The organism is Bacillus lumedeiriae, from assembly GCF_044891285.1.
GTDB lineage: Bacteria > Bacillota > Bacilli > Bacillales > Domibacillaceae > Pseudobacillus > Pseudobacillus lumedeiriae.
Map to the genome: position 1 here is coordinate 428,262 of NZ_JAUIYO010000002.1, position 25,688 is coordinate 453,949.

At 41.3% G+C, this 25,688-nt stretch carries 23 protein-coding genes and 1 riboswitch; of the genes, 17 read left to right on the plus strand and 6 right to left on the minus strand.

All coding sequences use genetic code 11. The features are described from left to right. The first annotated feature begins 100 nt into the window (after window positions 1–100). Window positions 101–517 (plus strand): Lrp/AsnC family transcriptional regulator, encoded by a 417-nt coding sequence (locus QYG89_RS05595; RefSeq protein WP_404315409.1) that lies wholly within the window; start codon window positions 101–103, stop codon window positions 515–517. Between the two features lie 242 nt (window positions 518–759). On the opposite strand, the gene QYG89_RS05600 is transcribed toward QYG89_RS05595, so the two are convergent. Beyond that, complete coding sequence (locus QYG89_RS05600) at window positions 760–2,226, minus strand: HNH endonuclease (RefSeq protein ID WP_404315411.1); 1,467 nt, start codon at window positions 2,224–2,226, stop codon at window positions 760–762. A 455-nt stretch (window positions 2,227–2,681) separates the two neighbouring features. Between QYG89_RS05600 and QYG89_RS05605 the strand changes: the two genes are divergently transcribed. Beyond that, window positions 2,682–4,844 (plus strand): type IA DNA topoisomerase, encoded by a 2,163-nt coding sequence (locus QYG89_RS05605; RefSeq protein ID WP_404315413.1) that lies wholly within the window; start codon window positions 2,682–2,684, stop codon window positions 4,842–4,844. 125 nt (window positions 4,845–4,969) lie between these two features. Here QYG89_RS05605 and QYG89_RS05610 read toward each other — a convergent pair whose 3' ends face one another. Continuing rightward, window positions 4,970–5,266 (minus strand): hypothetical protein, encoded by a 297-nt coding sequence (locus tag QYG89_RS05610; protein ID WP_404315415.1) that lies wholly within the window; start codon window positions 5,264–5,266, stop codon window positions 4,970–4,972. 210 nt (window positions 5,267–5,476) lie between these two features. Between QYG89_RS05610 and QYG89_RS05615 the strand changes: the two genes are divergently transcribed. From QYG89_RS05615 to QYG89_RS05625, 3 genes are all read left to right on the plus strand, one after another. Further along, entirely contained in the window at window positions 5,477–6,418 is a 942-nt protein-coding gene (locus tag QYG89_RS05615; RefSeq protein ID WP_404315417.1) for a magnesium transporter CorA family protein, read from the plus strand. Window positions 6,419–6,581: 163 nt separating this feature from the next. Next, window positions 6,582–9,305 carry an aconitate hydratase AcnA gene (gene acnA, locus QYG89_RS05620; RefSeq protein ID WP_404315419.1) on the plus strand — a complete coding sequence of 908 codons (2,724 nt, stop codon included), beginning with the start codon at window positions 6,582–6,584 and terminating at the stop codon, window positions 9,303–9,305. Between the two features lie 194 nt (window positions 9,306–9,499). Next, a complete protein-coding gene (locus QYG89_RS05625) occupies window positions 9,500–9,643 on the plus strand; it encodes an FbpB family small basic protein (RefSeq protein ID WP_404315421.1) in 144 nt (47 codons plus the stop codon). Between the two features lie 94 nt (window positions 9,644–9,737). Here the strand turns inward: QYG89_RS05625 and ggt are convergent, their stop codons facing one another. Together ggt and QYG89_RS05635 are read right to left on the minus strand one after the other, a co-directional pair. Continuing rightward, window positions 9,738–11,426, minus strand: a complete 1,689-nt coding sequence (gene ggt / locus QYG89_RS05630) for a gamma-glutamyltransferase (RefSeq protein ID WP_404315423.1) — start codon at window positions 11,424–11,426, stop codon at window positions 9,738–9,740. Between the two features lie 25 nt (window positions 11,427–11,451). Beyond that, on the minus strand, window positions 11,452–12,588 hold the full coding sequence (locus QYG89_RS05635; RefSeq protein ID WP_404315425.1) for a M20 family metallopeptidase: 1,137 nt from the start codon (window positions 12,586–12,588) through the stop codon (window positions 11,452–11,454). Between the two features lie 148 nt (window positions 12,589–12,736). Between QYG89_RS05635 and QYG89_RS05640 the strand changes: the two genes are divergently transcribed. Beyond that, the gene (locus QYG89_RS05640; RefSeq protein WP_404315427.1) at window positions 12,737–13,159 is read left to right on the plus strand and encodes an acyl-CoA thioesterase; all 423 of its coding nucleotides are present in this window, start codon (window positions 12,737–12,739) and stop codon (window positions 13,157–13,159) included. Between the two features lie 18 nt (window positions 13,160–13,177). Next, window positions 13,178–13,480 (plus strand): hypothetical protein, encoded by a 303-nt coding sequence (locus tag QYG89_RS05645; protein WP_404315429.1) that lies wholly within the window; start codon window positions 13,178–13,180, stop codon window positions 13,478–13,480. Window positions 13,481–13,609: 129 nt separating this feature from the next. On the opposite strand, the gene QYG89_RS05650 is transcribed toward QYG89_RS05645, so the two are convergent. Both QYG89_RS05650 and plsY read right to left on the minus strand, forming a co-directional pair. Further along, window positions 13,610–13,906 carry a HesB/YadR/YfhF family protein gene (locus QYG89_RS05650; protein ID WP_404315431.1) on the minus strand — a complete coding sequence of 99 codons (297 nt, stop codon included), beginning with the start codon at window positions 13,904–13,906 and terminating at the stop codon, window positions 13,610–13,612. 89 nt (window positions 13,907–13,995) lie between these two features. Further along, window positions 13,996–14,577 (minus strand): glycerol-3-phosphate 1-O-acyltransferase PlsY, encoded by a 582-nt coding sequence (plsY, locus tag QYG89_RS05655; protein ID WP_404315433.1) that lies wholly within the window; start codon window positions 14,575–14,577, stop codon window positions 13,996–13,998. 180 nt (window positions 14,578–14,757) lie between these two features. Between plsY and QYG89_RS05660 the strand changes: the two genes are divergently transcribed. The 10 genes from QYG89_RS05660 (at window position 14,758) to QYG89_RS05705 (ending at window position 25,678) form a co-directional block, all read left to right on the plus strand. Beyond that, window positions 14,758–16,062: a purine/pyrimidine permease gene (locus QYG89_RS05660; protein WP_404315435.1), complete on the plus strand. Its 1,305-nt coding sequence runs from the start codon at window positions 14,758–14,760 to the stop codon at window positions 16,060–16,062. Window positions 16,063–16,104: 42 nt separating this feature from the next. Further along, window positions 16,105–16,515, plus strand: a complete 411-nt coding sequence (locus QYG89_RS05665; RefSeq protein WP_404315437.1) for a CoA-binding protein — start codon at window positions 16,105–16,107, stop codon at window positions 16,513–16,515. A gap of 241 nt (window positions 16,516–16,756) precedes the next feature. Continuing rightward, window positions 16,757–18,712, plus strand: coding sequence for a DNA topoisomerase IV subunit B (gene parE, locus QYG89_RS05670; protein WP_404315654.1), 1,956 nt, complete (start codon window positions 16,757–16,759; stop codon window positions 18,710–18,712). A 4-nt stretch (window positions 18,713–18,716) separates the two neighbouring features. After that, entirely contained in the window at window positions 18,717–21,143 is a 2,427-nt protein-coding gene (gene parC, locus QYG89_RS05675) for a DNA topoisomerase IV subunit A (protein WP_404315439.1), read from the plus strand. A 193-nt stretch (window positions 21,144–21,336) separates the two neighbouring features. After that, entirely contained in the window at window positions 21,337–21,753 is a 417-nt protein-coding gene (gene mscL, locus QYG89_RS05680; protein ID WP_404315656.1) for a large conductance mechanosensitive channel protein MscL, read from the plus strand. A gap of 7 nt (window positions 21,754–21,760) precedes the next feature. Continuing rightward, window positions 21,761–21,862, plus strand: a riboswitch (TPP riboswitch). A gap of 68 nt (window positions 21,863–21,930) precedes the next feature. Continuing rightward, window positions 21,931–22,695 carry a thiazole synthase gene (locus tag QYG89_RS05685; RefSeq protein WP_449727742.1) on the plus strand — a complete coding sequence of 255 codons (765 nt, stop codon included), beginning with the start codon at window positions 21,931–21,933 and terminating at the stop codon, window positions 22,693–22,695. 14 nt (window positions 22,696–22,709) lie between these two features. Next, on the plus strand, window positions 22,710–23,888 hold the full coding sequence (gene thiH, locus QYG89_RS05690) for a 2-iminoacetate synthase ThiH (RefSeq protein ID WP_404315443.1): 1,179 nt from the start codon (window positions 22,710–22,712) through the stop codon (window positions 23,886–23,888). Next, entirely contained in the window at window positions 23,830–24,462 is a 633-nt protein-coding gene (locus QYG89_RS05695; protein WP_404315445.1) for a thiamine phosphate synthase, read from the plus strand. Before thiH ends, QYG89_RS05695 begins: the two co-directional genes overlap by 59 nt. Further along, window positions 24,446–24,649: a sulfur carrier protein ThiS gene (thiS, locus tag QYG89_RS05700; RefSeq protein ID WP_404315447.1), complete on the plus strand. Its 204-nt coding sequence runs from the start codon at window positions 24,446–24,448 to the stop codon at window positions 24,647–24,649. The genes QYG89_RS05695 and thiS overlap by 17 nt, the downstream gene beginning before the upstream one ends. Window positions 24,650–24,664: 15 nt before the next feature. Further along, on the plus strand, window positions 24,665–25,678 hold the full coding sequence (locus QYG89_RS05705; protein WP_404315449.1) for a ThiF family adenylyltransferase: 1,014 nt from the start codon (window positions 24,665–24,667) through the stop codon (window positions 25,676–25,678). Window positions 25,679–25,688: the final 10 nt, after the last annotated feature.

A 25,688-nucleotide genomic window follows, 5' to 3' on the forward strand; every position in this document is an offset into this window, starting at 1 on the left:
TTGCTGACGGAGTTAAGTGTATAATATGAGCAACATTCAAATACACAGATAAAATTAAGTGTTTTTACTGTTTTACTTTATTTTTGAAAGGAGTTGCCGTTTGTTGGACGAAACAGACAAGAAAATTATAGAGGAGCTCTCTAACAATAGCCGGATTACGATGAAAGAATTAGGGGAGAGAGTCCACTTAACAGGGCCAGCAGCCGCAGCGCGAGTGGCGAAATTAGAGGACAATGGAGTGATTGAGGGGTATAGCATCAAAGTGAATCAAGCGAAATTAGGCTGCTATACGTATGCTTTCCTCAATATCTATATTGAGGGTACAAACCATCAACCTTGCCTTTCATTTATCCAAACAAAGGAGGGATATATCCTCAATACTTACAGAATCAGTGGAGAGGGTTGTTACCTTCTGGAGTGCAGGTTTCCGGGTCATAAAGAGTTAAACCAATTTTTATTGGAGTTAAACAAGTATGCAAACTACAAATTATCCATTATGATTGATAAGCTGCATTAAGAAACTTGTACTAGACTTGGATTGAGTCAGGAGCATGCGAAAGTGCCCTAATTTGTTAAAAAAATGTGATGCTTTTCACTTAAGCTAACGGGTAGCTTTAATTGAATAAGAATTAAACAACTTTAAGGAATCTTACTACAATAAAATGTAGCAAGCCTCCTATCTTTTAAAACAAAATTTAATAACTTTATTATTACTTAAACAGACACCCTAAAACTGCCTCTAAACTATTAGAGGCAGTTTTATTTATCATTTAATGGAATAATAATTTCTTTCGACAATTTAGTTTTCAATGGAAGAAAGATGTTTTCGTAGTGATAACGAACGCATGTGAAGGACAATCTATGTTTTAACAGAGAAAGCTTCTGATGATATGGGAGGGCTTCATCTACATGCAAGATGGTTGTGTGATTTTCTGGATCTAGCGCAAGGATGCCCATGTCAAAGAGTTGGTGATGGTTTGGGCACAGTACAAGCATATTTGGGATATTATCATTTCCTTGGTGATCCTTGTTAAATGGCTGGATGTGGTGGACTTCTGAGTATGTTACACCACTTAATAGAGTAATAGATTCCCCACAAACTTGACAACAATTATGGTAAATTTTTTTTAACTTTTTGACTTTACTAGAGTCTCTAACGAGTCTGTCGATCAAGCTTTCTTTAGATTTTTGAGTTTTTTTTTCTTCTTCCATTTCTTCTGTAGTGCCCGCTTCTAAGGAATATGGAGTGAAGTAGCTGTTTACATCTGTGTTGATCTCTTCACAGTATATTTCAAATGAATTTTTAACATAGGTTGGAAAGCCAAAAATCTCTATAATATCTTTTAATGCTGCCCCTTTTGTTTTAAATAAAGCATGTAGAATCATATTCGAGCGAAGGTGGGTGATATTTAAGGATGTTGATAGTTCCAGGTGCGAAGAGATGTACTTTAGCATATATGAAATTATCGGGTTAGGATCATAAATTTTCTTCTTTTGCTCTCTATTTGCATTAAATTCCTTCAGCTCTTTGGAACTCCAAATTTTTGCGATAAACCGTTTCTTATCTTTTTCCCGTTCAACTTGAGCGTTTTTCCGCACTTCCCAATAATTCTTAATATGAACAGCATTTTCTCCTTGTATAATAATCCACGGTACATGAGATTGCGTATAAAAGTTACGCACCTTTACATAATCTTCTTCAATGATAAAATCGTCTAACGTCATAATTCCTTCTGATTTGTTGTTAGTTGGATCAATCTCACCACTATCGTATCCGGCAGATAATGCCAAAGCGAAAGCTGCTTTAATAGTCAATTCTGCATTTCTGCTATTTAAGTGTTGATAGAAATGATCTTCAAACAACACTTCTAATCCAACTTCTCTTGGAATATATACAGTTCCTGCTTTTTGGCCTTCTGATTTATAGACATCTATTATCTCCTTTTTCTTATTGATAGGGAATATAGGGATTTCTATTTGAGGCAACTCGAGATACTTTTCATAGTAAAACTTATAGAAGTTATGGATTGCATTGTATTTTCCACCAGGATCTTGCCCTTCATCAAACACAAACGCTCGTATGTTCTCCCCCTTAAATAAATCCTCTACATTAGGGTTGCTAAAGAATTTGATGAATTTGTCTACTTTTGCTTGGTACGCTCCTAATGAAGTCTTCTTTTTATACTCACTTATTATGTATAGCTCATACAACTCTGAAGCCTTCATATTTATCTCAACCCTCCATTTCCTAAGCCGTTTCTTTCAATATACTACAATCAAGTTTCTTCCTACTATCAAAAATATCCCTTTAAGACATATAGATTTCGATATAAGTTTTGATATAAAAAATCCTCTAATTCTAAGGGATTTCTACTACAATTTTGCCTCTCTCAAAAACCATGGTTTTTGAGATTAATATTTATTTAGACTTGGATAGAGGTCCTCCTATTGTTTACAGTGACGCTAGCGATATTGTTACTATTAGAGGATAATGAGTTTATAGCAGATATTAGGGAAGGGTTTATCTAAGACTTCATTATACACGGGTAACTTTCAAACTCTTCTTGCTCCTTCTAACCGAATCTTCATCACTCTTTAGAAATCTAAAGAATCATTTCTTTAAACTATAGAAGGAAATAGATATAATAGTTACCATTACATTGATTAGGGAGTTTTACAGAATGAAAGTTATTATTGCAGAAAAGCCGTCTGTAGCTAAGAACATTGCCGACGCGTTAAAAATAAAAACGAAGAAAGATGGTTATTTTGAGGGCAATGGCTATATCATTACTTGGGCTTTTGGGCATTTACTGCAGCTTTATGACGCAAAAGATTATGATGAAAAGTTGAAAAAATGGAGCATGGAAAATTTTCCTTTCATCCCATCCAGTTTTCGTTACAAAGTAAAAAGCGATCCGCGTAACAGGGAAAAAGAAGACCTTGGAGCAAAAAAACAGCTAAAAATTATTTATTCTTTAATCAAACGAAATGACGTAGAAGCCCTGATTTCAGCCTGTGACTATGATCGCGAGGGCCAGATTATTGGTGACACAATTATTTATAATCTTAAGTCCCAGAAAAAAGTATATAGATTATTGCTGAACGAGTGGACACCCGAAGAGGTGTTAAAGGGCCTTCAGAATATTAAACCAAATATTGAGATGAAGCCTCTTCAAGATGCCGGCTTGAGCCGCCAGTGGGCAGACTGGCTGATTGGCATCAATTTAACTTCAGTCGCTACATTAAAGTACCAAAAGGGAAGAGGCCAGGCTTTAAATATTGGAAGGGTCTTGCTGCCAACATTAAAAATTATTTACGATCGTGATAAGGAAATCGAAAATTTTGTACCGGAAGATTATTATAAGTTAACAGCTGTCTTTAAAACGAAAGGCGGCGAAGAGTACGAGGGGACTTATTTTGAAGAGGGGCAGGAAAAATTTAAAAGTAAAGAGCCTCTTGAACTAATTGAACAGGCTCTAACCAATCAGAACGGAACAATTATTGACAAGAAGGTAGAACGGAAAAAGGAGTTCCCGCCTTATTTGTTTAACCTTTCGAATTTACAAGGATTTATTACAAGTAAATATAAAGGCTGGACTTCCGACAAAGTGTTAAAAGTAGCCCAGTCTCTCTATGAGAAAAAATTGATCACATACCCTAGGACAGCGAGTGTTGCTTTAGAAGAGAGTCTTGTCGGAAAGGCGGCTAAAGTGCTGGATGTCTTAAAAAAAGGACTGCCTTTTGAAGAGGAGATTAAATTTCAGAAAACGAAACGAATATTTAATAATGCTAAGGTTGAGAGCCATAGCGCCATTATCCCCACTTATTTAGTGCCTAAATCGTTAACTAAGGACGAAGAGGTCGTTTATACCGCCATTAGAAATCGCTTTATTATTCAGTTTATGCCTATAGCGGAATATGAAGAAACGAAAATCACAACTAAAGCGAACGTTAACGAGGTAAAAGGTGTGTTTATTTCTAAAGGAAGAGTGCAAACGGTTGTTGGGTGGAAAAAGCTTGAAAGAATTGAATCAAAAGATACACTGTTACCAGCCGTTACGATCAATGAGCATGTGGATATAATAAAGCAAAATGTATCGTCTCATGTGACAAAGCCTCCTAAGAATCATATAGAAAAGACATTGCTAAGGGTGATGGAAACCTGTGGAAAAGGCAGCGGAAGCGAGGAAAGTGAAGAAGGCGAGAAAATGCTTGCTTCCATTCTAAGCGGCTATAGTATTGGAACTCCTGCAACAAGGGCCGAAACCATCAAGAAATTAAAAGATATTGGTTACATTACGATGCAAAATAAAAATTTAATATGTACTGAACTCGGCAGAAAACTAGTAGAAACGTTCCCGGTGAAGGAATTATTTGATTTAGAATTTACGGGGCGATTAGAAAAAACGTTATCAGATATTGAAAAACAAAAATTCACAAAAGAATCTTTCCTGCATGCGATTTCTGAATTTACTTCGAAGGCAGTTGAAAAAATAAAAAGCGATCAGGAAGTCGTCATCAGTGAAGTCTCTAAAGAGAAGAAACAAGCTGAAATACTTGGAAAGTGTCCCCTGTGCGGGCATGGAATCATTGAAGGGCAAAAGGGCTTCGGCTGCAGCAATTGGAAAAGCGGATGTAAATTCGTTATCTGGAAAAACGACAAGTTCTTAGCTTCTATGAAGAAGAAACCGACTAAAACGATGGTAAAAACTCTTTTGAAAAATGGAGTGGTAGCTGTAAAGGGGTTAACAAGCAAAAAAGGCAATAAATTTGATGCTAATTTGCGATATGAAAAAAATCCGGATAATGAATATTTTAGTTGGAAAATGGAGTTTAATAAGTAACTATATTTCACAAACGGAATAAGGCAAAATTAAAAGGCATGAACCCGGTAGAATACCGTACTCATGCCTGAGCAGCCTAATGAAATAATGTGGCTAACTTTATGGGATCACTTCATGTTCGTCCTTTACTGCTGCTCTTTTTCGTTGTAATAATGAACCCCGAACTGCGCTCCTTCATCGACCATTTTGTTATCAGCGATATCTTCAGGGTGCGGATGACCGGCTTTTTCGACAGGAAATACCTCTTTAGAAGGCTGGACCTCTTTATTCATTTTCTTCTTTGCAGTATGCACAAAATGGTCAAATTTAGCCCGATTCTCCTCTTTTGAAAGCCACCAGGCAGCCGCTCCTGCTCCTAGAAGAATATAACCGAGACTTCCGCTTTTGCTGTATGGAGTACTTTCCATCATTTTTCCAAACATAGTAAAATACCTCCTTAAAAACTGCAATCTGTTGCTCCTTTCTTATGCAAGCCGCTGCAGCTTCTTATAGGATACTTACCCAGATACAGGACAATGAAAACACCCATTTTGTTTGTTTTATTAATTTAAAACAATCCTGCTTCTGTATGTTTCCTTTCTTATATAAAGGGTAGATCAATAGTTGAAATCTAGGTAATAGGAGGAGCACAGTTGGAGCATACTTTTAATGGCGGCAAGTGGTCATGGCATGAACTTAACCACACGCAAATGGACCGAGCAGCCGAATTTGCTAAACAATATCCTTCATATGGTAAGTGGGCTAGGGCAGCGAAAGAAAACAGAACGAATCACCTGCAAATGGATACGAGTGAAGAGGGAAAAGAAACCATATGGGGATCACTCGTCTATTATCAGGATGTAGAAGAAAAAGAAGAAAGGCATGTATTTCACTTTTATTTAATGAGAACATGCTTAATCACGGATCAATTAGATTTGTCACTGCTTGATGGTGTAGATGAGAATGTAATGAAAAAGAAAATGAATAAGGCCGATTGCCCAATAGAAGGTTTTATCGTTATGATTGGCGATTTGATTCAGCATTTTCTCGGAAAGATTGATGCGTTTGAAGTTCGTCTAAGGGATTTGCTTTGGCGGATTAAAGAAAAAAACAATATAGATATTCTTGATGAAACAACAAAAAACCGCCATGAGCTTTTAATATGGAAGAATTTAATTATTCCTCTTTTTGAAATTCAGTATGGCTTAGAGGAAACGTTCGGCAGTGAGATCTCGAAAGGAATTCATTTTCAACGAGCCCGAAAACGTATGGAACGAGCCCGAATGTTAGTGAATGAGTACGATAAAGAACTTGCAGCTATGGTGGAACTGGAAAATACAGTATCAGCACATCGGGGAAATGAAATTATGAAAACCTTGACAGTACTGACTACCTTGTTTACCCCAGTGGCGGCATGGGGGGCTGTTTGGGGAATGAACTTTCGAAATATGCCGGAGCTTGATTGGAAATTTGGTTATGTCTTTTCTTGGGGAATCATTGGATTGACGACGCTTATTTTGTACGTATATTTGTTGAAAAAAGGCTGGATGGGCGATATTTTGCGTGGAAAAAGAAAAGACTCATTTTTTAAATAATTCATTTTAAATTAATAAGAGAAGCTTATCAAACTTGATTTGATTATCGTTATTTACTTATGTTAATCATTGTACTATCATGAAATTATACGAAAAGCAGAGGATTCCATCTTTGAGCTTTTCAGCTATGCTTACATACTTATTACAAAGAGGGGGAATCGGGATGGCAAAGAATGATGTATTTAATGCCCGTTCAAATTTTGAGCTTGATGGTAAGCGCTACAATTACTATCGTTTAGCAGCTTTAGAAGAAGCGGGTGTGGCGAAAGTATCCCGCCTGCCATATTCGATCAAAGTATTATTAGAATCGGTATTGCGTCAATACGACGACTATGTAATTAAAAAGGACCATGTGGAGAATTTAGCTAAATGGGGAGCTGCTGATTTAAGTGAAGCTGAAGTGCCATTTAAGCCTTCACGTGTTATTTTACAAGACTTTACAGGCGTTCCGGTTGTAGTGGATCTTGCTTCATTGCGTAAAGCAATGGCGGACATGGGCGGAAATCCAGACGTTATTAACCCTGAAATTCCAGTGGATCTTGTTATTGACCATTCTGTACAAGTAGACACATATGGCACTCCAGAAGCGCTTGAGAGAAACATGGATCTTGAGTTTGAACGCAATGCTGAGCGTTACGAATTTTTAAGCTGGGCACAGAAAGCGTTTGACAACTATCGTGCGGTTCCACCGGCAACAGGGATCGTTCACCAAGTAAACCTTGAGTACTTAGCTAGTGTTGTGCATGCGATCGAAACGGCAAATGGCGAGTTTGAAACTTACCCAGATACGCTTGTTGGAACAGACTCTCATACAACAATGATTAATGGTATCGGTGTTCTTGGATGGGGTGTCGGCGGAATTGAAGCTGAAGCAGGTATGCTTGGCCAGCCTTCTTATTTCCCAGTTCCAGAGGTAATCGGTGTGAAATTAATAGGCGAACTTCCAAACGGCGCGACAGCAACAGACTTGGCGCTTAAAGTGACACAAGTGCTGCGTGCAAAAGGTGTAGTCGGCAAGTTTGTTGAGTTCTTTGGTCCTGGTGTATCTCAGCTGCCGCTTGCAGATCGTGCAACGATTGCCAACATGGCACCTGAATATGGGGCAACTTGCGGATTCTTCCCGGTTGATGCTGAGTCACTAGACTACATGCGTTTAACTGGCCGTGAAGAAAGCCATATCAGAGTCGTTGAACAATACTTGAAAGAAAACGGTATGTTCTTTACTCCTGACAACGAAGATCCAGTCTACACGGATGTTGTTGAATTAAATCTAGCTGAAATTGAGCCGAATTTATCTGGTCCGAAACGGCCGCAAGATTTAATTCCGCTTTCTAGCATGCAGAAGTCTTTCCAAGAAGCGATCAGTGCTCCGGAAGGCAACCAAGGATTCGGATTAACTTCACAGGAATTAGATAAAGAAACAACAGTTAAATTTGCTGACGGTGAATCTGTTGAGATGAAAACAGGCGCTGTAGCGATCGCTGCCATCACATCTTGTACGAATACATCTAATCCGTACGTGCTGCTTGCTGCTGGTTTAGTAGCGAAAAAAGCAGTGGAACTTGGATTAGAAGTACCGAAATATGTAAAAACATCATTGGCACCTGGATCAAAGGTTGTAACTGGTTATCTTCGTGATGCTGGATTATTAGGATACATGGAGAAAATTGGTTTTAATCTTGTAGGGTACGGTTGTACAACATGTATCGGTAACTCTGGTCCATTGAAGGATGAAATCGAAAAAGCGATTGTTGATGCGGATCTTTTAGTGACATCTGTCCTTTCAGGTAACCGTAACTTTGAAGGCCGGATCCATCCGCTTGTAAAAGCAAACTACCTTGCTTCACCGCCATTAGTTGTTGCTTATGCTTTAGCCGGTACAGTCAACATCGATTTCGCAAAAGATCCAATCGGTAAAGATAAAGACGGCAAAGATGTCTTCTTTAAAGATATCTGGCCAGAAACAGAAGAAGTAAAAGAAGTTGTACAGCGCGCTGTTACACCAGAATTGTTCCGTAAAGAATACGAGCGTGTATTTGACAGCAACTCTCGCTGGAATCAAATTCAAACGAGCAACGAAGCTCTTTACAGCTGGAATACAGATTCAACGTATATTCAAAACCCGCCATTCTTCCAAGGGTTGTCGGCAGTTCCTGAGAAAATTGAAGCGCTTAGAGGTTTGCGCGTTATGGGTAAATTCGGTGACTCCGTAACGACAGACCACATTTCTCCTGCCGGTGCTATCGGTAAAGACACGCCTGCAGGCAAATACTTGCGCTCAAAAGGTGTAGAACCGCGTGACTTTAACTCTTACGGTTCTCGTCGAGGCAATCATGAAGTAATGATGCGCGGAACATTCGCTAATATCCGTATTCGTAACCAAATCGCTCCTGGAACAGAAGGAGGATTTACGACTTACTGGCCAACAGGCGAAGTCATGGCAATTTATGATGCGTGCATGAAGTATCAAGAAGATGGTACAGGACTTGTCGTTCTTGCTGGAAAAGATTACGGAATGGGTTCATCCCGTGACTGGGCAGCGAAAGGAACAAATCTTCTTGGAGTAAAAACAGTCATCGCTGAAAGTTACGAGCGTATTCACCGTTCAAACCTCGTAATGATGGGTGTACTTCCATTACAGTTTAAAATGGGTGAGAATGCAACAACATTAGGATTGACTGGTAAAGAAGTCATCGAAGTAAACTTAGATGACAATGTCAAACCTCGTGACATCGTAACCGTTACAGCTACAGACGAAAACGGCAGCAAGAAGGAATTCCAAGCTCTTGCCCGCTTTGATTCAGACGTAGAAGTAGATTATTACCGCAATGGAGGCATTCTGCAAATGGTGCTTCGCGGTAAACTGCAAAACATTGAAGCAAAATAAAGGACGTGTAAAAGAGGCTGGCATATCGCTGGCCTCTTTTGTTGTGTAGAGAATGGTTGTTGTTTTCTACAATAAAATGAAAGAACGTTGTGGAACATTCGACTCATTGTTAAAGTTGTTTGAAAATTTAGTATAAAATCTTGTTCATAAGGGAACAATGCTTATAATGACCTAAAGGAAGGAGGGAATGTAAGATGAGAAAAATACAAAGAAAGTCATTTTCTGAACTCGTAAAGGAGAATAAACGCGAGCTGTTAGAAGATCCTATTGCCATGAAAGTGATAGAAGAAAGGTTAGAGGCACGTTTGGAGATGAGGCGCTTCCGTGAAGCAAAGTAACGGAGTACCTACATAGGAAAAGCTGTTTCAACTCTCTTCGTCTGTTTTGATTGACACAGATGAATAGGCTAATTGAAACAGCTTTTTGTTTTGGTTAATTTTCAGATTGATTGACGCCTACAGGGATTCCTGGCCTTGAAGAATCACTGGCTCCATACAGTTGATGAGATTGTGTATCAAAAAGGACGGCCTGCACGTTTCCCATCGGAAGAGCAATTTTATCGAATTGATAATTCATCTTTTTTAATGCCTGTCTGGCATCATGAGGTACTCCTTCTTCCCACCAGATTAATGGTCCTGTACTATTAAAAATACGGGGTTCTTCTATAGCGTCTTTTAAATCCATTTCATAATCAATGACATGAATGATCGTTTGCAGTACAGATGCGACGATAGTCGGGCCCCCGGGTGAGCCGAGCGTCAAAAATGGTTTTCCATCTTTAAAGATGATGGTTGGGGTTTTCATGCTGACAGGGTATTTATTTGGTTCTACACTGTTAATGCCTTCAAGAGAAGGATCAAAATCTGTCATATCATTGTTTAACAAAAAACCGCATCCTGGAACCATGATTCCTGAACCGAAAGTATGTTCTAATGAAGAGGTACAGGCTGCGATATTTCCATCTTTGTCTACAGCGATAAAGTGGGTCGTTTCTGAACCGATGTCAAAAAGCTGTGCTTGTAAGCCGCTCGGTTTCATGTTTTCTACAAATCTCCAAGGGTTGCCGGCCGTCACTTGGTCATTGCGAAATTTGAAGTTATACAATTTACTGCGTTCCTCTAAGTAGTCGGGATGAAGAAGGCCTTCAATAGGAACGTCATAAAAGCTAGGATCACTCATAAAGGATAGTTTGTCGGCTGCCATGATTCGTAAGGTTTCAGCAATTAAATAATATTTTTCCCATGAATGAACATGATATTGACCAATATTCATTTTTTCCAGCAGTTTCAGCATATAAAGAAGAGAGAAGCCGCCCCCGTTTGGCGGACTTGGAACTATTACATCGAAGCCTTTGTAAGATGCTTGAAGAGGTGTTTTTACTTCTGCTTCATAGACGGCAAGATCCTCTAGTTCTAAACAGCCATGTAGTTTTTTCACTTCCTTTACTATTTCTTTACCAAGCCTTCCTCCATAAAAAGAATCTGCGCCGTTTGTTTGCAGTTCTTTTAGAGTATCCGTTAAGTCTGCGTTAACGACTATCTCTCCTTCTGTTAAAGGAACGCCGTCCGGAAAGAAAAAGGATCTTCCTTCGTCTCCGAGCCGATTGCCAAATCGTTCAATGCCCGATACCCATGTTTTATTTACTTTTATCCCTTTTTGTGACAACTGAATAGCAGGTTCAATTAATTCTCCCCATGTCTTACTTCCGTAAAGCTTGATGGCTTGATCGAACGCTTTTAAGATGCCGGGGATGGCCACAGCGGTACCAGGTGTTGAGCGCTCTAAGAAAGGAATAATGTCTTGTTTCTCGTCTATGAATACATTTTTTTTAGCATTCTTTGGCGCTTTTGAATGTCCCTGAATCACTTTCACTTCTTGTTTTTTAGCATCATAATACATAATGAATCCACTTGAACCGAGACCTGTGTTAAATGGTTCGGAGACGGCCAGCGCAAATTGCATAGCAGCAAGTGCGTCCATCGCATTGCCGCCGGCTTTTAATATACGGGCTCCAATAGAAGAGGATTCCTCCGTAGCGCTTGCTGTCATACCGGCATTTCCCCATGCGCGCTGGTTTCCATTTTCTCTTTTCTGATTGTTCATAATGGTTTTTATATCCATGTTCTTCACCTCGAATTTTTATAAATTATTCAGAAAGTTGTTCAATGATTTTGGCAAGTAGTATCGTTCGATTGATGAAAGAAGGTAAATCGGTATATTCCTCGGTTTCACTATGCGAGAATTCACCGATTGGACCGAGGCCGTCAATAGTGGGAATGCCTTTGGCTGCTGTGTAGGACGCATCCGATCCTCCTCCCGTACTCACTTCGTGGATGTTAAAACCAAGCTCTTTTCCTATAGACCGCACACGCTGAAACAATTCTTCCGATGCATCGGTTCGTTCCATCGGAGGCCGGCCAATGCTGCCAGTCAGTTCTGTTCTCGTGCCATCAACTGTTTCTTCTGCAGCAATTTCATGAATGGCTTTCGTCAGGTTCATGGCCTGTTCTTTGTTTTTGACCCGAACATCAATTTCCGCTTCCGCCTGTGGGGCGACAGTGTTAACGGAAAGTCCGCCTCTGATTAAACCGACATTTACGGTCAATCCCTGATCATAATCGTTCAGCTGCTGCAGACGGATGATTTTATGAGCCAGCTCCTCAATCGCACTGATCCCGATCTCTGGTTCTACTCCTGCGTGGGCGCTTTTTCCCTGTACATGTATCTTGAAATGACCGACGCCTTTTCTTTCTGTTACGACGCCATCATTTGGCCGTCCGCATTCGAGGACAAGGCTGTACTCTTTGTCAGCTGCTGCTTCGTCGATTAAAGCTTTTGATGAAACCGAGCCGATCTCTTCATCGCTGTTAAAAATAATATGGACATTGTTAATAGCCGGGGAGCCGCTTGCCTGTAAGGCTTTCATCGCATAAAGTGCTTGAACATGGCTTGCTTTTTCGTCATTTACACCCGGCCCATATGCTTTATCGCCAATAATAGAAAAAGGGCGCTTTTTTGCTTCTCCTTTTGGAAATACCGTATCCATATGGGCGATGATCAAGATTTTAGGAGTACTGTCCTGTTTCGCTTTAATTTCCAAGTGGTTGCCTACATTCACTTGCCGGTGTATTTTCACATGCATATCTATTTCTTCGAATTGTTCCTTTAACAAGGCGCCGACACGATCTACGCCTTCTTTATCGTAAGAGCTGCTGTCAATATTGACGATAGATTCTAAAAGATCGATCATTTCTTGTTTTTTACTTTGGATGTACTGTTTCACGAATACCCCTCCTGTAAAATGAGTATGTTCGTTATTCATACCCTAATTGATCGCTGTTTTAACGTTCTTTCTTTTATAATTAGAGTGAGCTATACTGTATAAATCAGGATAAATAGCTTCCAAAAAAGAGATAAGGGAGATTGGATAGATGCTCGTTTCAGAAAAAGAAGTACAAGTGCGTTATGCAGAAACAGATGCGATGCAGGTTGTCTATCACGGCCAATATGTCGTTTGGCTTGAACTTGGCCGCACACAGTTAATTGAGGATTTAGGCTTTCATTATGCAGATATGGAGAAAGAAGGGTATGTCTCTCCGGTGCTGGATATACAGCTTTCTTATAAGAAGCCCTTTCGTTACGGAGATACTGCCTGGGTGTATTCATGGATTGAAGAATATAATGGAGTCCGAACAGTATACGGCTATGAAATTAAAAATAAAGAAGGGGAAGTATGTTTGAAAGGCAAGACTTCTCATACGATCGTTAAAAAAGATACGTTTCGGCCGGTGTCGATGAAACGGGTGTTTCCAGAATGGCACAAAGTATACGAAGAAAATAAGAAACAAGCATGATCTAGGCGGGAGAAGAGAATGGCATTTGGCATACATAGACAGGAATTAAAAGAGTGGAAGCAGCAAATCGACGCAGGGAATATTGCCTTTTTAACGCATTACTGGGTTGATGAAAGGTTTCCTCATTGCCGCACCGTTACAAAAGCAGGATGCCGGGACTTAGAAAAACTCGCTCGGTGGGGAGCGGAATATGGACTGAGAAAAGAGTGGATTGACCGTAGAGAAGACGGCTATTCACACTTTGATCTTCTTGGAGACCGACAGAAAGAAATTTTGCAAAAAGAAGGGCTGTACAGCCATATTGAAAGATTTAACTTATAGGATATGTTCATGACTATTATTGATCTGACTGCTTTGTTGACTGAAGTGCCTGCAGCGGAAATCAACAGACAGGTGTAACAAAGTGAAATGATAAAAAGCGAAAAGGGGCATACACCTTTTCGCTTTTTATTACGATTGTTTTATATATTCGTATTCTGGCTCGTCTAGTTTTTCATTATATTTAACATATAAATCATGATTATCGAAGTACCAGAGATCACTTTGTTCGATAAAATAAACAGCGCCATCTGCTTCGATTTTTGTTCCTATTTCAATAGGTTCGTCTTTACTCACGCCGAGTGAGAAACCTTGATGGAGAGGACTCGAGCCGCCATATCGAACAAAAAAGCGGATGTAGTGCCCCGAACTTACATTCATTTCATCTTTAAACCAGATAAGAACCCTTGGATCTAATTGAATGTTCATGCTTCATTCACCTCCGCTGTTTCTAAGTGTATCACGGAAAAGGGAAAGGACAAAAACAGATGCTTGACCAATAAAGTCAAGCATCTGTTTTACATCCATGTAATTTTTGGCTCCGTTTTATTCTTGATACGGGAAATATTGGAACGATGCCGATAAATAACGAAAAAAGCTAAAATACCTACAACAATGATCAGCGGCAGGCTGCCAAGAATGATCGCGTATGTTACGGCAACAACAGCGACAATCATGGATGATAAGGAAACATATTTAGTTAAATAGAGGGAAATAAAAAAGCTAAGCAGAATAACAAGAAACATCACCGGCTGCACACCAAGCAGGACACCGCCAGAAGTCGCTACTGCTTTTCCTCCTTTGAAACCAGCAAATACAGGGAACATGTGACCGATAACGGCTGCTACACCAGCAATAAGCGGATCAAGATCTGGACTAAGCCATAGAGGCAGCAGTGTCGCCGCTGTTCCCTTTAAAATATCAGCGAGAGTAACGACAATGCCTGCCTTTACTCCAAGTGTACGAAAAGAATTCGTTGCACCAAGGTTTCCGCTGCCATGTTCGCGGATATCAATGCCGAAAAAACATTTGCCGACAATTAAGCCAGAAGGGATCGACCCGAGTAAATAGGCTAATAAAATAATAACTGCAATAATCATAATCGTGCCCCTTTTATTCATTCTTTAACATTTTAACAAAGCCAAAATAATAGGTATGAATGCTTTTGATACTGATTCTTATTTTAACATGGGATAACGGAGAAAAGGGAACTTTTCCGTTGCTTGAATGAAAAAATTAGCGTACTCTCAATGGATAATATCAGCCACTTTTAGAAGGAAATGGGTGAAGGGATGAAATTGTTTTTTAGTGCTGTACAATGGATGTTTTTCATGCTGGCAAGTTCACTTGTCGCTCCGATTGCTATTGCTGGTTTATTTCATTTATCGGCAGCAGATACGGCTGAATTTGTGCAGCGGACAATGTTTGTTCTTGGTCTTTCCGGTATCATTCAGGCGTTGATCGGGCACCGCCTGCCTATTAATGAGGGTCCAGCAGGGCTTTGGTGGGGAGTTTTTGCGATTTATGCAGGATTTACAGGAACGATCTATTCATCAACCGAACAAGTGCTGCAAAGTTTAGAAGGCGGGATGATTGTCTCAGGGGTATTTTTTATTTTACTCGCTGCCGGCGGCTGGCTGGAGAAAATGGCCAGACTGTTTACACCGACAGTAACATTTATTTATTTACTGCTGCTGATTTTGCAGCTGAGCGGTTCGTTTTTGAACGGAATGCTCGGTTTGCCGAATGAAGAGGGGACCGTTCGGCCGCTTGTAATGGCAGGCAGTGCAGTTACCCTTGTCGCTGCGTTTTACCTTTCTGCTCACCGCATCCAATGGGTGCGGCAGTACTCGGTGATCATTTCATTAGGCTTTGGATGGCTGTTTTTTTCCATCATTGGCGAGGCCTCATTTCCCGCGATATCAGGAGATCGAATATTTCACTTTCCAAACTTGTTCGTTTTTGGGCCGCCGCTGCTTGACTCCGGTACCATTGTAACGGCGGCCTTTATCACTCTTCTGTTAACCGCTAATATGATTGCTTCGATTAGGGTGATGGAAGAGGTAATTGGCCGTTTAAATGGCGGCAATAAAAAAGGAAGTTACCGCAGTGCTGGTATAGCCGCAGGTATCAATCAAATGCTTGGAGGAGGTTTTTCAGCTATTGGTTCCGTTCCTATTGCCGGGGCAGCGGGGTTTGTAGCTCAGACTGGAAATGTCTCTATTAAGCCATTTTTGACAGGTTCGCTGTTCATTGTCGGAATGAGTGTATTTCCGCCGATTATGAATGTGCTCTCCTCTTTGCCGTCTCCTGTCGGATATGCTGTCACCTTTGTTATTTTTTCACGCATGGCTGGTTTTGCTTTTGCGGAAATGGAGAAGGAAAAAAGCCAGGGTCGTGCCCGGATAGTCGCAGGTATTGCTCTTTTAGCCGGAGTGGGCGTGATGTTTGTACCTGCTGCTGCCTTTATTGATTTTCCGGCCGCTGCCGCGTCCATTTTAAATAATGGACTGATTTTTGGTACAATGATTGCCATTTGTGTCGAGCAATTTTTACGTGTGCGCACTCAGAAAAAAGGGGAATGATAGGATAAAGGCGAACTAATAAAGTAAGGAGGAAGGGTATCTATGATTACAAATCCAACGAGAGAAGAAATAGGAGAATTGTTGAAGAAGGCAAAGACGATTGCTGTAGTCGGACTAAGCGACAATCCGAGCCGGACGAGCTATATGGTTTCAGAAGCGATGCAGAAAGCAGGATACAGAATTATTCCCGTCAACCCAACAGTGGATGAAGTACTTGGAGAAAAAGCAGCTGCTTCCCTCAAAGATATTCACGAGCCGGTCGACATCGTCAACGTATTCCGCCGCTCTGAGTTTTTGCCGGAGATCGCTAGAGAGTTTGCTGAGATGGATTGCGGTGTTTTTTGGGCGCAGCTCGGCGTGGCCAATGAAGAAGCGTACGAATATTTAAAGGGAAAAGGCAAAACAGTGATTATGGATCGATGCATTAAAGTGGAACACGCGTTAACTAAATAAATCGATCATCAGCAAAAAAGCAAGGGGTTCACTTCAGTTCCGCTTGTTTTTTGCTGTGGCTTAATTTGCATAAATGATATGGTGACCATACAATAAAGTAGAGCAAAAAGAAAAGAACGGAATTCTATCGAACGATGGTTATTTGATGAAGCGTTGTTATTTTTATGATATAATGAATGTACGAACGTTTGTTTGTTCATTGTGAAAGGCTGAAAGGAGTATTTTTGTGGCAAAAAAAGAAATGACATTTGATTATAATGATGATGCCATTCAGGTGCTAGAGGGACTGGAGGCAGTTAGAAAGCGGCCGGGAATGTATATCGGGTCAACCGATACACGAGGACTGCATCATTTAGTATATGAAATCGTTGATAATTCCGTAGATGAAGCACTCGCAGGCTATGGAAATGAAATTAAAGTAATGATCCATAAGGATCAATCGGTCAGCGTGCAGGATTTTGGCCGTGGCATGCCTGTGGGAATGCATAAAATGGGAAAACCAACGACTGAGGTGATTTTAACGGTTCTTCATGCCGGTGGAAAGTTTGGACAAGGCGGATATAAAACGAGCGGCGGGCTTCACGGGGTTGGTGCGTCAGTTGTCAATGCTTTGTCCGAATGGCTCGTCGTTACGATTCATCGGGATGGTTTTATGTATGAGCAGCGCTTCGAAAATGGTGGAATCCCAGTGACGACGCTTGAAAAAAAAGGCGCGACGAAGAAAACAGGTACAACGATTCATTTTAAGCCCGATCCAGCTATTTTCAGTACTATTAATTATAATTTTGATACACTCAGTGAACGATTAAGAGAATCAGCTTTTTTGCTGAAAGGCATGAAAATTACGCTGAAAGATGAACGTCATAAAATAGAAGAAGTGTTTCACTACGAAAAAGGCATCGAAGAATTTGTTAAATATTTAAACGAAGAAAAAGACACGCTGCACCAAGTCGTTTCTTTTGCCGGAGAACAAAACGACATTGAAGTAGATTTTGCCTTTCAGTTTAACGATGGGTATTCAGAAACGATCTTGTCGTTTGTTAATAATGTCCGGACGAAAGACGGAGGGACACATGAAGCTGGTGCCCGTTCTGCCATGACAAGAGTCTTCAATGAATATGCCCGCAAAGTGAATCTGTTGAAAGAAAAAGATAAAAATCTGGAGGGGCCTGATATTCGTGAAGGGTTGGCGGCCATTGTCTCGGTACGTATTCCAGAAGAGCTGCTGCAATTTGAAGGGCAGACAAAAGGGAAGCTGGGGACGAGTGAAGCCCGTTCAGCTGTGGACAGTGTGGTTTCTGCTCAGCTGTCTTATTTTCTCGAGGAAAATGCCGAGACAAGTACGCTGTTAATCAAAAAAGCGATTAAAGCGGCTCAAGCGAGAGAGGCAGCGAGAAAAGCCCGGGAAGATGCCCGCAGCGGCAAAAAACGTAAGAAAAATGACGGATTGCTGTCTGGTAAACTGACTCCGGCGCAGTCGCGCAATCCGCAAAAAAATGAACTGTACTTAGTAGAGGGAGATTCCGCCGGAGGCTCGGCTAAACAAGGACGTGACCGGCGCTTTCAAGCTGTTCTTCCGCTTCGAGGAAAAGTCATTAACACGGAAAAAGCGAAATTGGCAGATATCTTTAAAAATGAGGAAATTAACACCATTATTCATGCCATTGGTGCGGGAGCAGGGCCGGATTTTAATGTGGATGATGCCAATTATGACAAAATCATCATTATGACAGATGCTGATACAGACGGCGCACACATTCAAGTTCTGCTGCTTACTTTCTTCTACCGTTACATGAAGCCGCTAATTGAGGCGGGAAAAGTATATATTGCCTTGCCGCCGCTCTACAAAGTGAGCAAAGGCAGCGGCAAAAAAGAAATTATTGAATATGCCTGGACAGATGATGAACTGGCAGAAACGATGAAGAAAGTAGGAAAAGGGTGTATGCTGCAGCGTTATAAAGGTCTCGGTGAAATGAATGCCGACCAGCTGTGGGAAACGACGATGAGCCCTGAATCAAGAACGCTTATTCGTGTATTGATCGATGATGCGGCCCGTGCAGAGCGCCGTGTGACGACATTAATGGGCGATAAGGTCGAACCGCGCCGCAAATGGATTGAATCGAATGTCGCGTTTGGACTGGAAGACGACAGCAACATATTAGAAAATGAAAACCTTTCAGTCGGCGAGGAGGAATAACTAGATGCAAAAAGAAGTGTTTCAAGATCTGCCCCTTGAAGATGTATTAGGCGACCGGTTTGGCCGCTATAGTAAATATATTATCCAAGAACGGGCACTGCCTGATGCCCGCGATGGTTTAAAGCCGGTTCAGCGCCGGATTTTATATGCGATGTATACAGAAGGCAATACGCATGAAAAAGGGTTTCGGAAATCGGCCAAAACGGTCGGAAACGTGATCGGCAATTTTCATCCACACGGCGATTCATCTGTTTATGATGCGATGGTGCGAATGAGTCAGGAGTGGAAGCTCCGCCAGCTGCTCGTGGAAATGCACGGCAATAACGGCTCTGTTGACGGTGATCCGCCGGCTGCTATGCGTTACACAGAGGCGAGGCTTTCCGCTATTTCTGGAGAGCTGTTAAAAGATATTGAAAAACGGACCGTCGATTTTATCCCGAATTTTGATGATACGACAGAAGAGCCGACTGTTTTGCCGGCGCGTTTCCCTAACCTATTAGTGAATGGCTCAACGGGAATTTCTGCCGGGTACGCTACTGACATTCCCCCGCATCAGCTGGGCGAAGTGATTGATGCGGTCATTATGAGGATGGAACGTCCTGCATGTACGGTAGCCGATTTAATGACAGTGATAAAAGGGCCGGATTTTCCAACGGGCGGGATTATCCAAGGTGTCGATGGCATTGAAAAAGCGTATAAGACCGGAAAAGGAAAAGTGATTGTACGCGGAAAAGCGGACATTGAAGAAATTAGGGGCGGAAAGAAGCAAATTGTTATTACAGAAATCCCATACGATGTGAACAAAGCAAATCTCGTCAAAAAAATAGATGATTTCAGAATTGACCGGAAAGTGGAAGGCATCGCGGAAGTAAGGGATGAAACCGACCGTACCGGCCTGCGGATCGTCATTGAATTAAAAAAAGATGGCGATGCGAAAGGAATATTAAATTATTTATACAAAGCAAGTGATTTGCAGATCAGTTATAGTTTTAATATGGTTGCTATTCATAATCAGCGGCCTGTATTAATGGGCTTGGCCGAACTATTAGATGCCTACATAAGTCACCAGAAAGAAGTCGTTACGAAGCGCTCGGAATACGATTTAGCGAAAGCGCAGGCCCGGCAGCACATTGTCGAGGGATTGATCAAAGCACTGTCAATACTTGATGAAGTCATTGCGGCCATTAGGGCATCGAAAGATAAGAAGGATGCCAAAAATAATTTAATGGCTGCTTTTGATTTTACAGAAGCGCAGGCAGAAGCGATCGTCAGCTTGCAATTGTACCGGCTGACGAACACAGACATTACAGCTTTACAGAAAGAGGCTGGAGAACTGGCAGCTGAAATCGAGCAGCTGACTGCCATTTTAGCGAGTGAAAAGAAACTGACAACTGTCATCAAAAAAGAATTAAAAGAGATGAAGAGAAAATACAATGACGAGCGGCGGACAGTCATTGAAAAAGAAATTGAAGAAATAAAAGTCAGTCTTGAAGTATTAATTCCAAATGAAGACGTGATCGTGACTGTGACAAGAGACGGCTACATTAAACGGACAAGCCTGCGTTCCTATTCCGCATCAGGCGGAAAAGACTTGGCGATGAAGGAAACAGATTATCTCCTCTATAAACAAGAAGTAAATACAACCGATGTTTTACTCATCTTTACGAATAAAGGAAACTATTTGTATTTGCCTGTTCATGAACTGCCTGATATTCGCTGGAAAGATCTTGGCCAGCATGTGGCCAGTCTTGTTTCTATCGAAAAAGAAGAGTTCATTATCGCTGCTTTTGCTATTAAAGATTTTCAGGAACCGTCCTATTTATTATTTGCTACGAAAAATGGCACAATTAAGCGAACAGAATTATCTTCTTACAAAGTGCAGCGCTATTCACGAGCGTTAACAGCTATTAGGCTAAAAGATGATGACGAAGTAGTTGGAGTTCATTTAACGAACGGAAAAAAACAAGTGTTCTTGTCGACATTTTTCGGTTACGGACTCTTATTTTCCGAGGATGAGGCAAGTATCGTAGGACCGCGTGCAGCAGGAGTAAAAGGAATGAACGTAAAAGACGGTGATTATTTGGTCGGTGTAGAAGTGTGGGAATCAAATGAAGAAAAAGATTTGCTGCTCACTACACAGCGCGGAGCCGTAAAGAAAATGAAGTCAACTGAATTTGAGCCGGTATCACGGGCATCAAGGGGTGTCCTTATGCTGCGGGAATTGAAAGGAAATCCTCATCGCGTCGTTCAATTAACGACGATTGAACGAGGGGAATCGGTCGTACTGCAAACAAAGAAGGGAAAGAGGGAACTCTTCGATTTTTCTACGTTAAAACCGAGTGATCGTTATTCGAACGGGTCATTCGTTTTGGATGAGAAGGAGAGCGGAGAAATAACAGCCGTTTGGAAAGTAATTAGATCGGAAGAATAAAAAAGAAATATTGACTGTATAAAAAATAAAAATATGTGGCTGGTTGCCACGTATTTTTATTTTTAATTCATTATGTGCAAAATTCAAAGTAGTATCCTAGAAACTTTAATAAAATATGTAATAAAAGAAGGACAGTTTACTATGCTTTTGTTATAGTTAGAAAGCAAAGATAATGGAAAGGAATGTAATGGCTGTGTTTCAAGAGTTTAAGAAGTTTGCTATGCGGGGCAATGTCATTGATTTAGCCGTTGGGGTTATTATTGGAGCAGCTTTTGGTAAGATTGTTACTTCACTTGTAAACGATATGATTATGCCTTTGATCGGTTTGCTGATCGGGGGAGTTGATTTTTCAAATTTAGCGTTTCATTTTGGAGGAGCTGTCGTTAAATATGGCAACTTCCTGCAAACGATTGTTGATTTTCTTATTATATCTTTTTCTATTTTCTTATTCGTTAAGCTGTTTAACAAACTGTACCATCAGGAAAAAGCGGAAGAAACACCGCCTTCACTATCAAAAGAGGAAGAATTGCTCACAGAAATTAGAGATCTATTAAAATTAGACAAAAAACTTAACAATTTAGAAAATTCAGAGTATAATAGAGATAATTAAATAAAAGAAAGTTAGCTAGGGGTGCCTTTAAGGCTGAGAGGATAAACATTATCCAACTCTTGAACCTGATTTGGTTAGTACCAACGGAGGGAAGCTTGCATTTTATGTTATTTAATATACATAAAAGAGCCTGCCACTGTGGTAGGCTCTTTTTCATTGTAAAAAGGAGGAATTATGATGGATGAATTAATGATTGGTCAAACGAAATTAACGAATCGTCTTTTTACAGGTACAGGGAAATTTGCGGATCATTCCGTGATGAAACAAGCTTTTGCACAGTCAGGATCAGAGGTGGTCACAGTAGCCGTCCGACGGGTAGACTTGGAGGCTGGTCATGAAAACATTTTAGAAGACATTCCGCCGAATATGATTATTATGCCAAATACATCAGGGGCGAGAAATGCCGAAGAAGCAGTGAGAATTGCGAGATTGGCGAGAGCAGCCGGGATGGGCAACTGGATTAAAATCGAAGTAATTTCCGATCAAAAATATTTATTGCCGGATAATGAAGAAACGATTCGGGCTACGGATATACTCGCCAATGAAGGATTTGTTGTCCTTCCTTATATGAACCCGGATTTGATGGCAGCGAAAAAACTGGCGGATGCCGGCGCAGCGGCTATTATGCCGCTTGGTTCACCGATTGGTTCAAACAGGGGTATCCGTATGAAGGAAATGATTCGGATTTTAATAGAGGAAAAGACGCTGCCAATCATTGTTGATGCCGGTATCGGAAGACCATCTGAAGCAGCAGAGGCGATGGAAATGGGAGCAGATGCTGTTCTTGTGAACACAGCGATTGCTACAGCTGATGATCCGATCAGTATGGCAGAAGCATTTAACCTAGCTGTCATCGCCGGAAGAAAAGCTTACTTAGCAGGCCTAGGATCTGTTTCACAAAGGGCTAACGCTTCATCACCGTTAACTGGTTTCTTACGTTAAAAAGGAGGGGTAACATGAGCTTTTACGATGTATACGATCAAATCAAAAATAAACCGTATGAAGAAATGCTAGACCGTGTCACAGTGAAAGACGTAGATAAAGTGTTAAGCAAAACGAATTTGAACGAGAATGATCTACTCGTGCTCCTTTCGCCTGCAGCAGTGGAGCGTTTAGAGGAGATGGCGCAGAAAGCCCATAAGCTGACTGTTCAGCATTTTGGCAAAGTGATCTCTTTGTATGCGCCTCTTTATTTGACTGATTATTGTGTGAATAAATGTGCGTATTGCAGTTTTAGCTTTGACAATGACTTTCCAAGACGGAAATTAACAGCATTAGAAATTGATCAAGAAGCAAAGGCATTAAAAGAGATGGGGATTCAGCACGTCATTTTATTGACTGGGGAATCACGCATTCATTCTTCTGTTTCTTATTTAGCCGAAAGTGCAAAAATTTTAAGAAGTCACGCAGCCTCGATTGCTATTGAAGTACAGCCGCTTGATACGAATGAGTATAGACAGCTTTTCCAAGCAGGCGTGGATGGACTGACTGTATATCAAGAAGTATATAATGAAGACATTTACAAGGAAATTCATCTAAAAGGGCCAAAAAGAAATTATCGTTATCGTCTCGATGCACCAGAGCGGGGCTGCGAGGCCGGTATGAGGTCTATTAATATCGGAGCATTGCTAGGAATGGATAACTGGAGAAAAGAAGTGTTTTTTACCGCAATGCATGCCCAGTATTTACAGAAAAAATATATAGAAACTGACGTTGCTGTTTCTTTTCCCCGCATTCGTCCGAACTTAGGAGGATTTGAGCCGAGAGTTCTTGTAGAAGATAAAGATCTGGTTCAAGCCATGCTTGCTTTTCGGATTTTTATGCCGCGTGCAGGCATTACACTGTCTACCCGCGAAGAGGCGGCACTTAGGGATCATCTGATTAAACTCGGTGTAACAAAAATGTCTGCAGCTTCTTCCACCGTGGTCGGCGGATATGCAAACAAAAAAGAGGATAACAGCCAATTTGAAATCTCTGATACACGTACAGTAGATGAAGTGAAAACAAGGTTGAAACAGCTCGGTTATCAGCCGGTTTCAAAAGATTGGGATATTCTAGCTAGTGAGGAGGAGACAAATGTCTTTTCAACTTCACGCAATTACGACAGGGAAGCAAGAGCTGGAGCAGGCGTCTGACATAGCCTCCATCATTCACCCATTTGTCGACTACATCCATATTAGGGAAAAGCATCGCAGCGCTAAAGAATTGTTTCACTGGGTGCAAACGTTTATAGAGGCTGATGTACCCGCGGAAAAGATCATTGTAAATGACCGGGTAGATGTAGCGCTGGCAGCAGAAGCCGGTGGCGTACAGTTGACTGAAAACAGCCTTCCGTTACAGATAGTAAAGCCGTTTACTGCTTCTATGAAAGCAGGATGTTCCATTCATGAACCGGCTGCTGCTATAAAAGCTGAGAGTAATGGGGCGGACTGGGGCTTGTTCGGTCATATTTATCCGACGGCTTCTAAACCCGGCAGAACACCAGCTGGCTTAGAACAGCTGAAAGCGGCTACACGTGCTGTGAACATGCCGATCATAGCGATTGGAGGAATTATGCCGCATCATATTCAAGAAGTAAAAGAAGCTGGTGCAAGCGGAATCGCTGTGATGTCGGGGATTTTCGGGAGTAAAGATCCGGCAGATACTGCTGCATATTATCGAAATGAAATCAATAAGGAGGAAAAACAGACGTATGAATATCGTTATTAACGGTAAACAGGAAACAGTCGTTTTATCAGAGCCCACACTTACGAATCTGCTCGCAGTTTATTCACTGCAAGGGAAAGCGGTCATTGTCGAAAGCAATGGCCAGATCGTGCCAAAAGAAAAGATGGAATCAACGAAAGTACAAGAAGGAGACCGCATTGAAATCGTTCAGTTTGTCGGCGGCGGGTAAGAAGGAGGATACACGATGGATAACCGTTATTCCAGACAGGAACTATTTCTAAAAGAAAAACAGCCTTATGCCGCCAAACACGTACTCATTGTCGGGGCGGGGGCACTTGGATCATCTTTGGCAGAAATGCTTGTCAGAGCTGGGGTCGGCCAGTTAACGATTATTGATCGTGATTATGTTGATTGGACCAATCTGCAGCGGCAGCAGCTCTACAGAGAACAGGATGTAAAGGATCATCTGCCAAAAGCAGAAGCAGCGAGGAAACGGCTTGAAGAGATTAATTCAGATGTGAAGATCACTGCTATCACGGCAGATGGAGGACCGGAAGAACTTTCTGATGTAATGAATACATGCAGGCCTGACTTGCTGCTCGATGGAACCGACAATTTTGAGACGAGATTTTTAATCAACGATTTATCTCAAAAGTATAACGTGCCGTGGATATACGGAGCTTGTGTCGGCAGTCAAGGGGTCAGCTGTGTTATCATTCCGGGGGAAACGCCATGTTTTACTTGTCTGCTTGATGTCCTGCCAGCCGAGGGAATGACGTGCGATACAGCAGGAATCATTGCACCAGCCGTACAAATGACAACTGCCTTTCAAGGCGCAGAGGCATTAAAAATCCTTGCTGACAGATGGAAAGATGTACGCAGGGAACTAGTTTCATTTGACTTGTGGAAAAATACGCATTCAGCAATTAATACAGCTGTTTTAAAGAAAGAACACTGTCCATCATGTGGGAAGGAAGCAAGTTATCCGTATTTAGCTGAAGATAATCGCACGAAGACAGCCGTTCTTTGCGGCCGAGATACGGTCCAAGTAAGGCCGCCAAAAAACAGAACATTTAATTTAACGCAGCTGGCTTCAACGATGGAGCAGCAAGGCGCAACAGTAAAGACAAATGGCTTTTTGCTCTCGGCTGTCATTTCAGGAAAAAGAATCGTGCTTTTCCAAGACGGCCGAATGCTGGTGCACGGATCCAAAGACCCGGAAAGTGCAAAAAAACTTTACCAGCAGCTTCTAGGGTAAACGCCGTTCA

Excerpts from the sequence above, each read along its gene's own strand:
- QYG89_RS05600 (WP_404315411.1), bottom strand. The coding sequence starts at position 2,226 with ATGAAGGCTTCAGAGTTGTATGAGCTATACATAATAAGTGAGTATAAA.
- QYG89_RS05605 (WP_404315413.1), top strand. The coding sequence starts at position 2,682 with ATGAAAGTTATTATTGCAGAAAAGCCGTCTGTAGCTAAGAACATTGCC.
- QYG89_RS05610 (WP_404315415.1), bottom strand. The coding sequence starts at position 5,266 with ATGTTTGGAAAAATGATGGAAAGTACTCCATACAGCAAAAGCGGAAGT.
- acnA (WP_404315419.1), top strand. The coding sequence starts at position 6,582 with ATGGCAAAGAATGATGTATTTAATGCCCGTTCAAATTTTGAGCTTGAT.
- QYG89_RS05625 (WP_404315421.1), top strand. The coding sequence starts at position 9,500 with ATGAGAAAAATACAAAGAAAGTCATTTTCTGAACTCGTAAAGGAGAAT.
- ggt (WP_404315423.1), bottom strand. The coding sequence starts at position 11,426 with ATGGATATAAAAACCATTATGAACAATCAGAAAAGAGAAAATGGAAAC.
- QYG89_RS05640 (WP_404315427.1), top strand. The coding sequence starts at position 12,737 with ATGCTCGTTTCAGAAAAAGAAGTACAAGTGCGTTATGCAGAAACAGAT.
- QYG89_RS05645 (WP_404315429.1), top strand. The coding sequence starts at position 13,178 with ATGGCATTTGGCATACATAGACAGGAATTAAAAGAGTGGAAGCAGCAA.
- QYG89_RS05650 (WP_404315431.1), bottom strand. The coding sequence starts at position 13,906 with ATGAACATTCAATTAGATCCAAGGGTTCTTATCTGGTTTAAAGATGAA.
- plsY (WP_404315433.1), bottom strand. The coding sequence starts at position 14,577 with ATGATTATTGCAGTTATTATTTTATTAGCCTATTTACTCGGGTCGATC.
- QYG89_RS05660 (WP_404315435.1), top strand. The coding sequence starts at position 14,758 with ATGGGTGAAGGGATGAAATTGTTTTTTAGTGCTGTACAATGGATGTTT.
- QYG89_RS05665 (WP_404315437.1), top strand. The coding sequence starts at position 16,105 with ATGATTACAAATCCAACGAGAGAAGAAATAGGAGAATTGTTGAAGAAG.
- parE (WP_404315654.1), top strand. The coding sequence starts at position 16,757 with ATGACATTTGATTATAATGATGATGCCATTCAGGTGCTAGAGGGACTG.
- parC (WP_404315439.1), top strand. The coding sequence starts at position 18,717 with ATGCAAAAAGAAGTGTTTCAAGATCTGCCCCTTGAAGATGTATTAGGC.
- QYG89_RS05685 (WP_449727742.1), top strand. The coding sequence starts at position 21,931 with ATGGATGAATTAATGATTGGTCAAACGAAATTAACGAATCGTCTTTTT.
- thiH (WP_404315443.1), top strand. The coding sequence starts at position 22,710 with ATGAGCTTTTACGATGTATACGATCAAATCAAAAATAAACCGTATGAA.
- QYG89_RS05695 (WP_404315445.1), top strand. The coding sequence starts at position 23,830 with ATGTCTTTTCAACTTCACGCAATTACGACAGGGAAGCAAGAGCTGGAG.
- thiS (WP_404315447.1), top strand. The coding sequence starts at position 24,446 with ATGAATATCGTTATTAACGGTAAACAGGAAACAGTCGTTTTATCAGAG.
- QYG89_RS05705 (WP_404315449.1), top strand. The coding sequence starts at position 24,665 with ATGGATAACCGTTATTCCAGACAGGAACTATTTCTAAAAGAAAAACAG.